This window comes from Streptomyces sp. NPDC058198, from assembly GCF_042882605.1.
In the GTDB taxonomy this organism is placed as follows: Bacteria; Actinomycetota; Actinomycetes; order Streptomycetales; family Streptomycetaceae; genus Streptomyces.
Genome location: NZ_JBHVVP010000001.1, coordinates 1809494 through 1824105 on the forward strand (window position 1 = coordinate 1809494; position 14612 = coordinate 1824105).

The window sequence follows — 14612 nt, forward strand, 5'->3', positions numbered from 1 at the left end:
TGTCCCGCTGGGTACCCGGCACGTCGAGAAGGAAGAGTGAACAGGGTGTTTTCGCAGGTCAGCGAGATCAGGACTGCGGGGTAAGGCGACGTGCACATCGTCATCATGGGCTGCGGCCGAGTGGGAGCCGCACTCGCCCAGAACCTGGAGCAGCAGGGGCACACGGTCGCCGTCATCGACCAGGACCCCACCGCGTTCCGCCGGCTCGGTTCCGGTTTCGGTGGCCGTCGCGTGAACGGGGTCGGGTTCGACCAGGACACCCTGCGTGAGGCGGGGATCGAGGACGCCGGCGCGTTCGCGGCGGTGAGCAGCGGCGACAACTCCAACATCATCGCGGCCCGGGTGGCCCGCGAGATGTTCGGCATAGAGAATGTCGCGGCCCGTATCTACGACCCGCGCCGCGCCGAGGTCTACCAGCGTCTGGGCATCCCGACCGTGGCCACGGTCCGCTGGACCGCCGACCAGATGATGCGCCGGCTGCTGCCGTCCGGCGCGGAGCCGCTGTGGCGCGACCCGAGCGGTGGGGTGCAGCTCGCCGAGGTGCACACCTCGGGGAGCTGGATCGGCCACAAGATCAGCACGCTGCAGGAGGAGACGGGCGTCCGCGTCGCGTTCCTCACCCGTCTGGGTGAGGCGATGCTGCCGACGTCCCAGACGGTGCTGCAGGAGGGCGATCTCGTCCACGTGATGATGCGGACCGACGAGATCGAGAAGGTCGAGGCGTCATTCGCCGAGGGTCCGGACGGAGGCGGGAACTGATGCGCGTCGCGATTGCCGGGGCAGGTGCGGTGGGCCGTTCCATCGCGGGCGAGCTGCTGGAGAACGGACACGAGGTCCTGCTGGTCGACAAGGCGCCGACCGCCATCTCGGTGGAGCGGGTGCCGCTGGCCGAATGGCTGCTGGCCGACGCCTGTGAGATCACCTCGCTGGACGAGGCGGCGCTGCAGCGGTGCAACGTCGTGATCGCCGCGACCGGCGACGACAAGGTCAATCTGGTCGTCTCGCTGCTCGCCAAGACGGAGTACGGCGTGCCGCGGGTGGTGGCCCGGGTCAACAACCCGAAGAACGAGTGGCTGTTCAACGAGGCCTGGGGCGTCGATGTCGCGGTCTCCACGCCGCGGCTGATGTCGGCGCTGGTCGAGGAGGCGGTGAGCGTCGGCGATCTCGTACGACTGCTGCGCTTCAGCCACGGCGACGCCAACCTGGTCGAGCTGACGCTGCCCCCGGAGTCGGCCGTGACCGGCACCCAGGTCGGCGATGTGGCCTGGCCGGAGGACACCTCCCTGGTCACGATCATCCGGGGTACGCGCGTGCTCACGCCGAACCCCGAGGAGACGCTTGAGGCGGGCGACGAGCTGCTGTTCGTGGCGGCCCAGGCGCGCGAGGAGCAGTTGGAGGATCTCCTGTCGGTACGCCGCGAGGACGCGGCGGGCTGATCAGCGACGTAGAAGGGCCCGGCACCACTCGGTGCCGGGCCCTTCTACGTCGTGAAGATCAAAGCCGGACAGGGCCCAGGTCCTGTCCGGTCGGACAGGGCCTAGCGGCGGTGGCGGGCCTGGCCGTCTGCGGTGGGCGCGGTGGCGGCTGCCGCCTTGCGCTCCTTCTCGGCCTGCTCCTCCGCCTCCATCTCCGCGAACACGTCGATCGGCGGCGGCGCCTTCGCCAGGAAGACCCAGGTCAGATAGACCGCCAGCAGGAACGGCGGGATCTTGAGCGCGATCAGCACCCAGCCGAGCTGCGCGGTGTCGGCCCACCAGTAGAGCGGGAAGAGGATCGCGCACTTGGCGAGCAGGATCAGTCCCCAGGCCCAGCTGGCCTTGGCGTACGCCTTCTTGCGGCCGGGGTTACGGGTACGCCAGGAGAGGTTCTCCTTGAAGATCGGACCGAGGATCAGTCCGATCAGCGGCACGCCCGCGAGAGCGGTGGCGATGTACGCGACCGCGAGCCCCAGCGTGTAGAGCATGCCCGGCAGATAGAAGTCCTTGGCATTGCCCGTCATCATCGCGAAGACGACGCCGAAGGCGACTCCGAAGACACCGCTGAAGGCGTGCTTGACGGTGTCCTTGCGGACCAGCCGGACCGCGACGAGCAGCAGCGAGACGACCAGGGCCGCGATGGCCGAGGTGTGCAGGTCCTTGTTGATGGTGAAGATCGTGACGAACAGCAGGCCGGGGAGAACGGTCTCCACCATGCCGCGCAGGCCACCGAATGCCTCGAAAAGGGCCGCCTCGGTGACGGCTTTCGCGTCACCGTCCTGATCGGGTGAGGCGGGGGCGTCGTTCGAGGCAGGGGCGTCGTTCGAGGCGGGGGAAGCGTTCGAGGCGGGGGAAGCGTTCGAGGCGGCGGGCTTGTCGAGTGACGTCACCGGCTACTCCTGTCCGAGCGGTCGGAGTTCGTATTTGGGATTGAACAGCACCCGCCGGCCGTGGCTCAGGGAGATCCGGCCGGAGGCGATCAGCTTACGGCCCGGCTCTATGCCCACGATGGAGCGCCGGCCCAGCCACACCACGTCCAGCGGCGCGGTGCCGTCGAACAGCTCCGCCTCCAGTGCGGGCACACCGGCCCGCGGACGCAGGGTGACCGTCCGCAACGTACCAGTCACCCGGACGATCTGCCGGTCGTTGCAGTCGGAGATCCGCGTGCACCCCGATGCCTGCGCGTCCTCCCGCAGCTCCTCGGACTCCAGATCCTCCTGGGAGCTGGACAGCCGGTCGAGCATCCGGCGGAAGCGGCCGGTCGGCTTCTCAGCACTCATGCGTTAGAGCGTACCGGGGTACGCGGGTGCCGGATCAACGCTCGAACCTGTAGCCCATGCCGGGCTCGGTGACGAAGTGCCTGGGGTGCGAGGGATCCGCCTCCAGCTTGCGCCGCAGCTGGGCCATGTAGACCCGCAGATAGTTGGTCTCGGTGCCGTAGGAGGGCCCCCAGACCTCCTGGAGGAGCTGTTTCTGGCTGACGAGCCGGCCGGTGTTGCGTACGAGCACCTCCAGCAGATGCCACTCGGTCGGGGTGAGCCGTACGTCCCTGCCCTCCCGGTTGACCTTCTTGGCGGCCAGGTCGACGGTGAACCCCTCGGTCTCGACGACGGCGACGCCGTCGTCACCCTCCCCGCCGACGGGCTCGGCCCGCCGGACCGCGGCGCGCAGCCGGGCCAGCAGCTCGTCCATGCCGAAGGGCTTGGTGACGTAGTCGTCGGCGCCGGCGTCCAGCGCCTCGACCTTCTCGTCCGAGGTGTGGCGGGCGGAGAGCACCAGGATCGGGACGCGGGTCCAGCCGCGCAGACCCTTGATCACCTCGACACCGTCCATGTCCGGCAGCCCGAGGTCGAGCACGACGACATCGGGGTGGCGGGCGGCCGCGAGTTCCAGCGCGCTCGCGCCGTCGGCGGCCGCGTCCACCTCGTACTTGCGCGCCTTCAGATTGATCACCAGGGCACGTACGATCTGCGGCTCGTCGTCGACGACGAGCACCCGCACGGGGGTCCGGGGATCCCCCCCGGAGGGATGCTGCATACCGGTCTGCCTTTCTGCTGTCCCGGTCATGAGACGACCCGGGCGGGTTGTTCGGGGCGTACCGGCGCGGGTCCGGGTGCCGCCCTGAGGGTGAGAACCATGGTGAGGCCGCCGCCGGGCGTGTCCTCGGCGGCGAGGGTGCCGCCCATCGCGTCCACGAAGCCGCGGGCGACCGCGAGGCCGAGGCCGACCCCGGCCCCGCGCGGCGCGTCGCCGTGGCGCTGGAAGGGTTCGAAGATCCGGTCCTTGGCCTCGTCGGGGACGCCGGGGCCGCGGTCGACGACCCGCAGCTCGACCCGCTCGCCGAGCGCGCTGCCGGCGATGTGGACGCGCCGGGCGTCGGGGCTGTACTTGACGGCGTTCTCGACGATATTGGCGACGGCGCGCTCCAGCAGTCCCGGGTCGACGGCCACCATGGGCAGCGATTCGGGAATGTCCAGGTCCACGCTGTCCTCCGGTACGCCGCCGAGCGCCATCGGGACCACCTCATCGAGGTCGATCTCGCGGATCAGCGGGGTGACGGTGCCGGTCTGCAGCCGGGACATGTCGAGGAGATTGCCCACCAGGTGGTCGAGCCGGTCGGCGCCGTGCTCGATGCCTTCGAGCAGCTCGGCCTGGTCCTCCTCGGACCATTCGACATCGTCGGAGCGCAGGGACGTCACCGCGGCCTTGATGCCGGCCAGCGGGGTCCGCAGGTCGTGGCTGACGGCTGCGAGCAGGGCCGTACGGATGCGGTTGCCCTCGGCCAGTTCGCGGGCCTGCTCAGCCTCTCCGACCAGGCGCTGGCGGTCGAGTACGACGGCGGCCTGGGCGGCGAAGGCCGAGAGCACCCGGCGGTCCTCGGCGGGCAGCACACGGCCCGTGAGCGCCAGCGCCAGATGGTCGCCGACGGGCATGTCCACATCGGCGGACTCGGGGCGGTCCACCGGCTGCGGTCCTACGCTGCCCGCGCGGGTCCAGGGGTCGACATCGCTCGTACGTTCGAGGAGCGCCACGGACTCCATGGAGAAGGTCTCGCGGACCCGTTCCAGCAGCGCGTCCAGGGTGGTCTCGCCGCGCAGCACGCTGCCCGCGAGGAAGGAGAGGACCTCGGATTCAGCGCGCAGCCGGGCGGCCTGATGGGTACGGCGCGCCGCCAGGTCCACCACGGAGGCCACCGAGACCGCGACCGCGAAGAAGATCACGATGGCGACCAGGTTCTTCGGGTCCTGCACGGTCAGGGTGTGGGTGGGCGGGGTGAAGTAGAAGTTCAGCAGCAGCGAGCCCACGGCGGCGGAGGCGAGCGCGGGCCGCAGCCCGCCCAGCAGCGCGGCCAGCACGGTCAGGAAGAGGAACAGCAGGACATCGTTGGCGAGCCCGAGGCTGTCGCTGAGGGCGGTCAGCAGCATCGATAGCAGGACGGGCGCGGCGACCCCGGCCAGCCAGCCCCAGATGATCCGGGAGCGGCCGAGCCTGACCCCGCGCGCCACGGGCAGTCCGCGGCCCTTGGCGGCCTCTTCGTGCGTGACGATGTGCACGTCCAGGTCGGGCCCCGACTCCCGGGCGACGGTGGCGCCGACGCCGGGTCCGAAGATGTACTGCCAGGTCTTGCGGCGGCTGGAGCCCAGCACGATCTGGGTGGCGTTCACCCCGCGTGCGAATTCGAGCAGCGCGGAGGGGACATCGTCCCCGATGACATGGTGGAAGGTGCCGCCGAGGCTCTCGACCAGGGTCCGCTGGACCGTGAGTTCCTTGGGCGAGGCCGAGGTCAGGCCGTCGCTCCTGGCTATGTAGACCGCGAGTACCTCTCCGCCGGCGCCCTTCTCGGCCAGTCGCACGGCGCGGCGGATGAGCGTACGTCCCTCGGGTCCGCCGGTGAGGCCGACGACGATGCGTTCGCGGGCCTGCCAGGTGGTGCGGATGTTGTGCTCGCCGCGGTACTGCTGGAGGTATTCGTCCACCCGGTCGGCGACCCAGAGCAGGGCCAGCTCCCGCAGCGCGGTGAGGTTCCCGGGCCGGAAGTAGTGGGAGAGCGCCGCGTCGACCTTGTCGGGCTTGTAGATGTTGCCGTGCGCCATCCGCCGGCGCAGCGCCTGCGGGGACATGTCGACCAGCTCGATCTGGTCCGCCCGCCGGACGACCTCGTCGGGGACCGTCTCGCGCTGCCGTACGCCCGTTATCGATTCGACGACATCGCCGAGTGATTCCAGGTGCTGGATATTGACGGTGCAGACGACGTCGATACCGGCCTGGAGCAGCTCCTCGACGTCCTGCCAGCGCTTGGCGTTGCGGGAGCCGGGGACATTGGTGTGGGCGAGTTCGTCGACCAGGGCGACGGCGGGCCGGCGTTCCAGGACGGCGTCGACATCCATCTCGGTGAAGACGGTCTCGCGGTATTCCAGGTCACGGCGGCGGACCTCTTCGAGGCCGCGCAGCATGACCTCCGTACGCGGCCGGTCATGGTGCTCGACGAAGGCCACCACACAGTCGGTGCCGCGCTCCACCCGGCGGTGTGCCTCGGAGAGCATCGCGTAGGTCTTGCCCACGCCAGGTGCCGCACCCAGATAGATCCGAAGCTTGCCGCGTCCCATGGCCCCATTGTCTTCCAGAAGCGCCGCCGCGTCGGACGCGCCGGCTGAGTCGAATTTACAACCAGCGATTACGGCAAATAGGGCAGATCAGGGCCCCGGAGTGGGTCTTGACGCGATTCTGATGCGCGGCCCGGGGCCTCGGGCTCCGGCCGGCCCGGCAGCCGGAGACGGCCCGCGGTGGTCGGTACGGAAGGGGACCACCGCGGGCCGCGGGCGAGCGGGACGGCGTCAGCCGGCCAGCTCCTTGAGGGCGAGGTTGAGCGCGAGGACATTCACCCGGGGCTCCCCCACGAAGCCGAGGACGCGCTCGTCGGTGTGGTCCTCGACCAGCTTCTCCACCCGCTGGACGGAGAGGTTGTTCCGCTCCGCCACCCGGTGCACCTGGAGCTGGGCGTACGCCGGTGAGATGTCCGGGTCGAGACCCGAGCCGGAGGAGGTCACCGCGTCGGGCGGCACGGCGGACGCGGCGACCTGGTAATCGGGCGTGGAGTTGTCCTTCACGACGGCGGCCTTGGCGTCCTTGACCCACTGGATCAGCTCTTCGTTGTCGCCGGACCGGTTGGTCGCCCCGGACAGGATCAGTGTGTACCGCGTATTGACGCTGTTGCTGCCGAGGCCGTTGGACGGGCGCGGCTGGAACCACTTGAGGTCGGGTGAGGGCGTCTCCTGCCCCTTCTTCAGGGGCAGGTCGTAGCGCTGGCCGATGAGTGAGGAGCCGACGACCTTGCCCGCCTGCCTGACCTCGGAGCCGTTCGCCTGGTGGCTGAAGAGCCCCTGGGCGACGCCGGTGACGGCCAGCGGGTAGATCACACCGCACAGGACGGTGAGGACGAGGAGGGCGCGCAGCCCGGCCCAGAGCAGCCGTGCGGTAGTCCCTGCGGAGGTGTTCATAGAAGACATGCCGTTCACCCGATGCCGGGGATGAGGGAGAGGACCAGGTCGATGATCTTGATGCCGATGAACGGGGCGATCAGCCCGCCGAGACCGTAGATCCCCAGATTTCTGCGGAGCATCCTGTCGGCGCTCATCGGCCGGTACCGCACCCCCTTGAGGGCGAGTGGCACGAGCGCGACGATGACCAGCGCGTTGAAGATGACCGCGGAGAGGATCGCGGATTGCGGTGAGGACAGCTCCATGACGTTGAGCTTGTCGAGGCCCGGGTAGAGCACGGCGAACATGGCGGGGATGATCGCGAAGTACTTCGCGACGTCGTTGGCGATCGAGAACGTCGTCAGCGCGCCCCGCGTGATGAGCAGCTGCTTGCCGATCTCGACGATCTCGATCAGCTTCGTCGGATTGGAGTCCAGATCCACCATGTTCCCGGCCTCCTTCGCGGCCGAGGTACCGGTGTTCATCGCCACACCCACATCCGCCTGAGCCAACGCCGGGGCGTCATTCGTCCCGTCCCCCGTCATCGCGACCAGCTTGCCCCCCGCCTGCTCACGCCGGATCAACGCCATCTTGTCCTCAGGCGTCGCCTCCGCCAGAAAATCGTCCACCCCCGCCTCCTCCGCAATCGCCCGCGCGGTCAGCGGATTGTCACCGGTGATCATCACCGTCCTGATCCCCATCCGACGCAACTCGTCGAACCGCTCCCGCATCCCCTCCTTCACCACATCCTTGAGATGGATGACCCCGAGGACACGGGCTCCGTTGTCGTCGTCCGAGGCGACCATCAGAGGGGTACCGCCGGCCGTGGAAATCGTGTCGGCGAGCGCCCGCGCCTCGTCGGAAACGGTGCCCCCGCGTTCCCTGACCCAGGCGATGACCGAGCCGGTCGCTCCCTTACGGACCGTGTGCCGCTCGGTGTCCACCCCCGACATACGGGTCTGGGCGGTGAAGGCGACCCAGTCGGCGCCGGCCAGCTCGCCCTGGTGCCGCTCGCGCAGCCCGTACCGCTCCTTGGCGAGTACGACGATGGAGCGGCCCTCGGGCGTCTCGTCGGCCAGCGAGGAGAGCTGGGCGGCATCGGCCAGTTCGGCCTGCGTCACCCCTGCGACCGGGACGAACTCGGCGGCCTGGCGGTTGCCGAGGGTGATCGTGCCGGTCTTGTCGAGCAGCAGCGTCGACACATCGCCCGCGGCCTCGACCGCGCGCCCCGACATGGCGAGCACATTCCGCTGTACGAGCCGGTCCATGCCCGCGATACCGATCGCGGAGAGCAGCGCGCCGATGGTGGTCGGGATCAGACAGACCAGCAGCGCGACCAGCACGATCATCGACTGCCGCTGACCCGCGTAGACGGCGAACGGCTGGAGGGTGACCACCGCGAGCAGGAAGACGACGGTGAGGGACGCGAGCAGGATGTTGAGCGCGATCTCGTTCGGTGTCTTCTGCCGGGCCGCGCCCTCGACCAGGGCGATCATCCGGTCGATGAAGGTCTCACCGGGCTTTGTCGTGATCTTGATGACGATGCGGTCGGAGAGGACTTTCGTACCGCCGGTGACGGCCGAGCGGTCGCCGCCCGACTCACGGATGACCGGCGCCGATTCACCGGTGATGGCGGATTCGTCGACGGACGCGACCCCTTCGGCCACATCGCCGTCGCCGGGGATGATGTCGCCCGCCTCGCAGACGACCAGATCCCCGACGCGCAGCTCCGTGCCCGGTATTCGCTCCTCGGTGGCGCCGCGCAGCCGCCGCGCGACCGTGTCGGTCTTGGCCTTGCGCAGCGTGTCCGCCTGCGCCTTGCCGCGTCCTTCGGCGACCGCCTCGGCCAGATTGGCGAAGAGCGTGGTCAGCCACAGCCAGCCGGCGATGGCCCAGCCGAACCAGTCGCCCGGGTCCAGGGCGGCGAAGACCGTGGTCAGTACGGATCCGATGAGGACCACGAACATGACGGGTGACTTCACCATCACCCGCGGGTCGAGCTTGCGTATCGCTTCCGGGAAGGAGGTGAGCAGCTGCCCGGGGTCGAACAGACCCCCGCCGACACGTCCGCTCACGGAGCTGTGACCGGTGGGCACGTCCTGGTGCGGCGCACGGGTCGGAGTGACTGTGGACATCGAGTCCTCTTGCTTCAGACGAGTGGTCATGACGCCAGCCCCTCGGCCAGCGGCCCCAGCGCCAGCGCCGGGAAATAGGTCAGACCGGTGACGATCAGGATCGTGCCGACGAGCAGCCCGGCGAAGAGCGGCTGCTGCGTACGGAGCGTGCCCGCGGTCTCGGGTACGGGTTTCTGCTCGGCGAGCGAGCCGGCCAGCGCGAGGACGAACACCATGGGAAGGAAGCGGCCGAGCAGCATGGCGAGGCCGATGGTGGTGTTGAACCACTGGGTGTCCGCGTTGAGTCCGGCGAAGGCCGAGCCGTTGTTGTTGGCGCCCGAGGAGTACGCGTACAGGATCTCGGAGAAGCCGTGCGCACCGGAGTTGGTCATGGAGTCGGCCGGAGTGGGCAGCGCCATGGCCGCGGCGGTGAAGCAGAGCACCAGCGCCGGGGTGATCAGGATGTACAGCGCGGCGAACTTGATCTCGCGGGTACCGATCTTCTTGCCCAGGTATTCGGGCGTACGGCCCACCATCAGGCCGGCGATGAACACCGCGATGACGGCCATGATCAGAATGCCGTAGAGGCCGGAGCCGACACCGCCGGGTGCGATCTCACCGAGCTGCATGCCCAGCATCGTGATGGCGCCGCCGAAGCCGGTGTAGGAGGAGTGGAAGGAGTTGACCGCGCCGGTCGAGGTGAGCGTGGTGGCCACCGCGAAGATCGACGAGCCGGCGATCCCGAAGCGGGTCTCCTTGCCCTCCATGGCGCCGCCGGCGATGTCGAACGCCGGTCCGTGGTGCGCGAATTCGGTCCACATCATCAGCGCGGTGAAGCCGATCCAGATCGTCACCATCGTGGCGAGGATCGCGTACCCCTGCCGGACGCTGCCGACCATCCTGCCGAAGGTGCGGGTGATCGCGAAGGGGATGACCAGGATCAGGAAGATCTGGAAGAGGTTCGATATCCCGTTGGGGTTCTCGAAGGGGTGGGCGGAGTTGGCGTTGAAGTAGCCGCCGCCGTTGGTGCCCAGCTCCTTGATGGCCTCCTGGGAGGCGACGGCGCCGCCGTTCCACTGCTGCGAACCGCCCGTGAACTGACCCACCTCGTGGATCCCGGCGAAGTTCTGGATCGCGCCGCAGGCGACGAGCACGAGCGCGCCGATGACGGCGATCGGCAGCAGGATACGGACGATGCCGCGCACCAGGTCCGACCAGAAGTTGCCCAGTTCACCGGTGCGGGAGCGGGCGAAGCCCCGTACCAGCGCCACCGCGACGGCCATACCGACGGCGGCGGAGACGAAGTTCTGGACGGCGAGCCCGCCGGTCTGTACGACATGGCCCATGGCCTGTTCGCCGTAGTAGGACTGCCAGTTGGTGTTGGACACGAAGGACGCGGCGGTGTTGAAGGCCTGGTCCGGGTCGATCGAGGAGAAGCCGAGCGACCCGGGCAGGCTGCCCTGGACCCGTTGGAGCAGATACAGGAAGAGGACGCTCACCGCGGAGAAGGCGAGGACACCGCGCAGATAGGCGGGCCAGCGCATCTCGGTGGTGGGATCGGCGCCGATGGCCCGGTAGATCCACTTCTCGGCCCTGAGGTGCTTGGGCGAGCTGTAGACACCGGCCATGTAGTCGCCGAGCGGGCGGTACGCCAGACCGAGCGCCACCATGAGCGCGAGCAGCTGGAGCACACCGGCGAGGACGGGGCTCATCGCTCAGAACCTCTCCGGGAAGACGAGGGCGAGGACGAGATAGCCCAGCAGGGCGACGGCCACGACAAGGCCGACGATGTTCTCGGCGGTCACAGCTTTGCCACCCCCTTGGCGATGAGGGCCACCAGCGCGAAAACCGCGATCGTGGTGACGACGAAGGCCACATCGGCCATCGTGTGCTCCTAGATGAGTTCCGGGAATTCTGACTCCCTGAGGAAACCCTCTGATCCGGCGGTCCAGCCGTTTGTTGACGGGTCCTGTACGGCGCGGGCCCCCGGCTTGACGTACTCCATATGGCAACACGCATGACCAGCGAAAACGCCGGTGGGCCGCACCCCTGGAAAAGGGATGCGGCCCACCGGCCACGGCTGTGTCGAGTCGGGGTGTCAGCGCACCTCGGTGATCTCGGGACCGCGCTGCAGCTGTCCCATGCCACCGGAGAAGCGGGAGCCCTCCTGCTCGTCCTGCTGGACGCCCTCGGCCACCATCTGCGCGTCGTCCGGCAGCTTGAGGACGATCGGGTCGCGGGGCGCCATCGGTCCCTCGCCGCGTACGACGACGGTGTCCCGGAAGATCTGCTCCAGCAGACCGGCGGCCTCGGGCTGCACCGCGCCCTGCCCGGAGATCACCCCGCGCAGGAACCAGCGCGGTCCGTCGACACCGATGAAGCGCACCAGCTGTACGCCTCCGGTGCCGTCCGCCAGCTGTACGGGGACCTGGGCGCGCAGCTCCCAGCCCAGCGGACCCTCGACCTCGTCGATGATGCCGCCCTGCTGGGTGATGCCCGAGGCGATCTCCTCGCGCACCTCGCCCCAGATGCCTTCCTTCTTGGGTGCCGCGAAGGCCTGCAGCTGTACGGCGCTGTCGCGCACGACGACCGTGGCCGCGACGATCGCGTCACCGGCGACCTCGACACGCAGCTCCATCCCCTCGACTCCGGGGACGAAGACGCCGCCCAGGTCGACCCGGCCCTCGTCGGGCCTGGAGACCTCGGAGATGTCCCACGGCCCGTCGGGCCGGGGCGCCGGCGGAAGGTTCGCCCTGCGGGGCGCCGGCTTCGCGTCGTTGCCGACACCATCAGCGTCGGCACCGGCCCCGTCTACGGACTGCTCGGCCTCGCCCGCTGCGTCCGCCGCGTCCTCTGCGGAACCACTTTTCTTGCGACGTCCGAACACGTCACTGTCCTTCCCGGTCGGATACGACCGAAGCGTATCGATTCCCACCCTGAATCCCGCCCACAGCGGCATGACCGCCGGTGGACCCGAAGCCCCCCTCGGCCCGCGCGGAGCCGGGAAGTTCCGCCACCTCGTGGAAGCGCACCTTCTCGACCTGCTGGACGACCAGCTGGGCAATCCGGTCGAACCGCTCGAACCGCACGCTCTCGCGCGGGTCCAGATTGACCACGATCACCTTGATCTCTCCACGGTACCCGGCATCCACCGTCCCCGGGGCATTCACCAGGGCGACACCGCAGCGGGCGGCCAGCCCGGAGCGCGGGTGCACGAAGGCGGCGTACCCGTCGGGCAGCGCGATGGACACCCCCGTCGGCAGCACGGCCCGCTCCCCCGGGGCGAGTTCGGCGGCTTCCGTGGTGACCAGATCGGCTCCGGCGTCGCCCGGGTGCCCGTACGACGGAAGCGGTACGTCCGGGTCGGTACGGCGGATCAGTACGTCGACAGGGGCTCGGCTCATGGGTTCACCTCGAACGCGCGGATACGCTTGATCTGGTCGGGATCGGCCATCGCCGCCCGGATCTCCTCCGGGCGGCCGTGGTCGGTGAAGTGGTCGACCTTGACCTCGATGAAAAGGGCGTCGGCACGGACGGCGACGGGGCCTTCGGGGCCACCGAGCCTGCCGGTCGCCGTGCAGTAGATCTTGCGCCCGTGGACGCCGGTGGTCTCGGCCTCCAGATACAGCAGCGTGCCCACCGGTACGGGCCGTACGAAGTCGGTCTGCAGCCGCCCGGTCACCGCGATCACCCGCAGCAGCCAGTTCAGCGAGCCGAGCGTCTCGTCCAGCGCGGTGGCCAGTACGCCGCCGTGCGCGAGGCCGGGGGCGCCCTGGTGGGCCGGCTGCACCGTGAACTCGGCGGTGATCCGCACGCCCTCACCGGCGCGGGCCCGCAGCCGCAGCCCGTGCGGCTGTGCCTCGCCGCAGCCGAAACAGTGCTCGTAGTGCGCACCGAGCAGCTCACCGGGGGCCGGGGCATCGGGGTGCCGTACCGGCGGCTTCGCGTAGGCCGGCGGCGTCAGATACCCCGCTCCCGCGGGGGGTCCGGGGGGCGTCCCCGGGGATGGCGCGTTACTCACAGGCGCAGACCTTACCCGCGCGGTCGCCCGTGAACAGCACCGTGCCAAGCTTGGCTTCATGGAGCCATCCGCCGCGCACTACGACGAACGCCTGACCGCACCCCGTTCCTGGTGGGGCATCGCCGCCCTGATCGCCGTCGCGGGTGGCCTGATCCTGCTGCCGCTGGGGACGCTGCCGCTGCTCGGAGGGCTGATCGGAGCGGGCGCGCTGGCCGCGGCGGGGGTGAGTTCCTACGGCTCCGCCCGGATCCGGGTGGTGGCGGACTCGCTGGTCGCGGGCGACGCCAGGATCCCGGTCTCGGCGCTCGGTGCGGCCGAGGTACTCGGCAGCGAGGAGGCGCGCGCCTGGCGGCTGCACAAGGCCGACCCCCGTGCCTTCATGCTGCTGCGCAGCTATGTGCCGACGGCGCTGCGCGTGGAGATCACGGACCCGGACGACCCGACACCGTACGTATATCTGTCGACCCGGAACCCGAAGGCGCTCGCGGCGGCGCTGGACGCCGTACGGACCGGCTGACGCCGGGCCGGAAGAAGTGCGGGCCCGCTTCTCCGCGGGCCCGACAAGATCGATAAGACACCCCCAGGGCGCCGGACGGGCGCTAGCGGTCCAACTCCCCGGGCAGCTCGGGCGGAAGCTCCTTGGGCCCCTCCAGCGGGGGCAGCGCCGGCAGCGCGTCCCAGGGAATCTGGCGGGCGCGCAGATCCTTCCGGATGCGCTCGGCGACCTTCATGGTGTCCCGCCGGTTCATCATCGCGCCGACCGCCGCGCCGATCATGAAGGGAACCAGGTTCGGCAGGCTGCGTATCGTGCGCTTCATGATCTGCTGGCGCAGCTCGCGCTTCATCCGGCCGCTCAGCGCGCCGTTGAACGTCGACGGTTTGCTGATGTCGACCCCGCGCTCCTCCGTCCAGGACGTCAGATAGGCGGTGCTCCGCTCCTTGAGGCTGCCGGGCGGACGCTGTCCGTAGACCTCGTACAGCTCGGCGATGAGCTTCATCTCGATCGCGGCGATGGCCGTGATCTCGGCTGCCAGCTCGGCCGGCATCGCGGGCGGTACGGGCAGCATCGCGGCCGCGCCGATGCCCGCGCCGACCGTGGAGCTGCTGTTCGCGGCGCCCGCGACCAGCTTGTCGGCCAGCTCCTCGGGGCCGAGGCCCGGGAACTGTTTGCGCAGGGTCGCGAGATCGCGGACCGGAACCCGAGGAGCGTTCTCGATGATCCGGTCGGCGATATGGGCCAGCGCCGTCTTGGCGCTGTCGCTTCCCTTGCGTACTCCGCGCTTGACGGCGTCCAGGCGCCGGCCCCGGGTCGTGGAGCCGCCGTGGTCGTCCTGAGCCGCTTCGAGCGAGGCCCTGAGGCCCCGCTCGTCGTCGTGCGCGCCGGGGTGGGGCAGGAGGGCGGAGTGCTCGGCAGGTGGCTGAGTGCCATCTGCCGGGCCTGTGCCGCCCTCATGCACCTCCGGTGAACCCTTGCGCCGGAAGCGCCGTTTCCGGGACGGTGAATCGTCTGTCACGCCGACCTGAC

Annotated in this window: 15 protein-coding genes; 3 read left to right on the forward strand and 12 right to left on the reverse strand. The window is 69.6% G+C overall.

Going from position 1 to position 14612, the window contains the following annotated elements; all coding sequences use genetic code 11:
* Positions 1-90 precede the first annotated feature (90 nt).
* On the forward strand, positions 91-759 hold the full coding sequence (locus ACFVWW_RS07955; RefSeq protein WP_384183354.1) for a potassium channel family protein: 669 nt from the start codon (positions 91-93) through the stop codon (positions 757-759).
* Positions 759-1436, forward strand: coding sequence for a potassium channel family protein (locus ACFVWW_RS07960; RefSeq protein ID WP_384183357.1), 678 nt, complete (start codon positions 759-761; stop codon positions 1434-1436). The genes ACFVWW_RS07955 and ACFVWW_RS07960 overlap by 1 nt, the downstream gene beginning before the upstream one ends.
* Positions 1437-1537: 101 nt before the next feature.
* On the opposite strand, the gene ACFVWW_RS07965 is transcribed toward ACFVWW_RS07960, so the two are convergent.
* The 11 genes from ACFVWW_RS07965 to ACFVWW_RS08015 form a co-directional block, all read right to left on the reverse strand.
* Positions 1538-2365 carry a DUF3159 domain-containing protein gene (locus ACFVWW_RS07965; protein ID WP_386876604.1) on the reverse strand — a complete coding sequence of 276 codons (828 nt, stop codon included), beginning with the start codon at positions 2363-2365 and terminating at the stop codon, positions 1538-1540.
* A 3-nt stretch (positions 2366-2368) separates the two neighbouring features.
* Positions 2369-2755, reverse strand: coding sequence for an OB-fold nucleic acid binding domain-containing protein (locus tag ACFVWW_RS07970; protein ID WP_382883779.1), 387 nt, complete (start codon positions 2753-2755; stop codon positions 2369-2371).
* 34 nt (positions 2756-2789) lie between these two features.
* Positions 2790-3512, reverse strand: a complete 723-nt coding sequence (locus ACFVWW_RS07975) for a response regulator (RefSeq protein WP_384183362.1) — start codon at positions 3510-3512, stop codon at positions 2790-2792.
* Between the two features lie 26 nt (positions 3513-3538).
* Entirely contained in the window at positions 3539-6082 is a 2544-nt protein-coding gene (locus ACFVWW_RS07980; RefSeq protein WP_384183365.1) for an ATP-binding protein, read from the reverse strand.
* Positions 6083-6310: 228 nt separating this feature from the next.
* On the reverse strand, positions 6311-6973 hold the full coding sequence (locus ACFVWW_RS07985) for a potassium-transporting ATPase subunit C (protein ID WP_386876797.1): 663 nt from the start codon (positions 6971-6973) through the stop codon (positions 6311-6313).
* A gap of 14 nt (positions 6974-6987) precedes the next feature.
* On the reverse strand, positions 6988-9087 hold the full coding sequence (kdpB, locus tag ACFVWW_RS07990; protein ID WP_384329747.1) for a potassium-transporting ATPase subunit KdpB: 2100 nt from the start codon (positions 9085-9087) through the stop codon (positions 6988-6990).
* A gap of 26 nt (positions 9088-9113) precedes the next feature.
* Positions 9114-10778, reverse strand: a complete 1665-nt coding sequence (kdpA, locus tag ACFVWW_RS07995; RefSeq protein WP_386876607.1) for a potassium-transporting ATPase subunit KdpA — start codon at positions 10776-10778, stop codon at positions 9114-9116.
* 3 nt (positions 10779-10781) lie between these two features.
* Entirely contained in the window at positions 10782-10871 is a 90-nt protein-coding gene (kdpF, locus tag ACFVWW_RS08000; protein WP_033264828.1) for a K(+)-transporting ATPase subunit F, read from the reverse strand.
* 293 nt (positions 10872-11164) lie between these two features.
* Positions 11165-11953, reverse strand: a complete 789-nt coding sequence (locus ACFVWW_RS08005; protein WP_386876609.1) for a DUF3710 domain-containing protein — start codon at positions 11951-11953, stop codon at positions 11165-11167.
* A 1-nt stretch (position 11954) separates the two neighbouring features.
* On the reverse strand, positions 11955-12470 hold the full coding sequence (gene dut / locus ACFVWW_RS08010) for a dUTP diphosphatase (protein WP_384188343.1): 516 nt from the start codon (positions 12468-12470) through the stop codon (positions 11955-11957).
* Complete coding sequence (locus tag ACFVWW_RS08015; RefSeq protein ID WP_386876611.1) at positions 12467-13087, reverse strand: PaaI family thioesterase; 621 nt, start codon at positions 13085-13087, stop codon at positions 12467-12469. Before ACFVWW_RS08015 ends, dut begins: the two co-directional genes overlap by 4 nt.
* A gap of 58 nt (positions 13088-13145) precedes the next feature.
* Here ACFVWW_RS08015 and ACFVWW_RS08020 point away from each other — a divergent pair, with 58 nt between their 5' ends.
* Positions 13146-13604, forward strand: coding sequence for a DUF3093 domain-containing protein (locus ACFVWW_RS08020; protein WP_384329554.1), 459 nt, complete (start codon positions 13146-13148; stop codon positions 13602-13604).
* An 82-nt stretch (positions 13605-13686) separates the two neighbouring features.
* On the opposite strand, the gene ACFVWW_RS08025 is transcribed toward ACFVWW_RS08020, so the two are convergent.
* Positions 13687-14601, reverse strand: a complete 915-nt coding sequence (locus tag ACFVWW_RS08025) for a hypothetical protein (RefSeq protein ID WP_386876613.1) — start codon at positions 14599-14601, stop codon at positions 13687-13689.
* Positions 14602-14612: the final 11 nt, after the last annotated feature.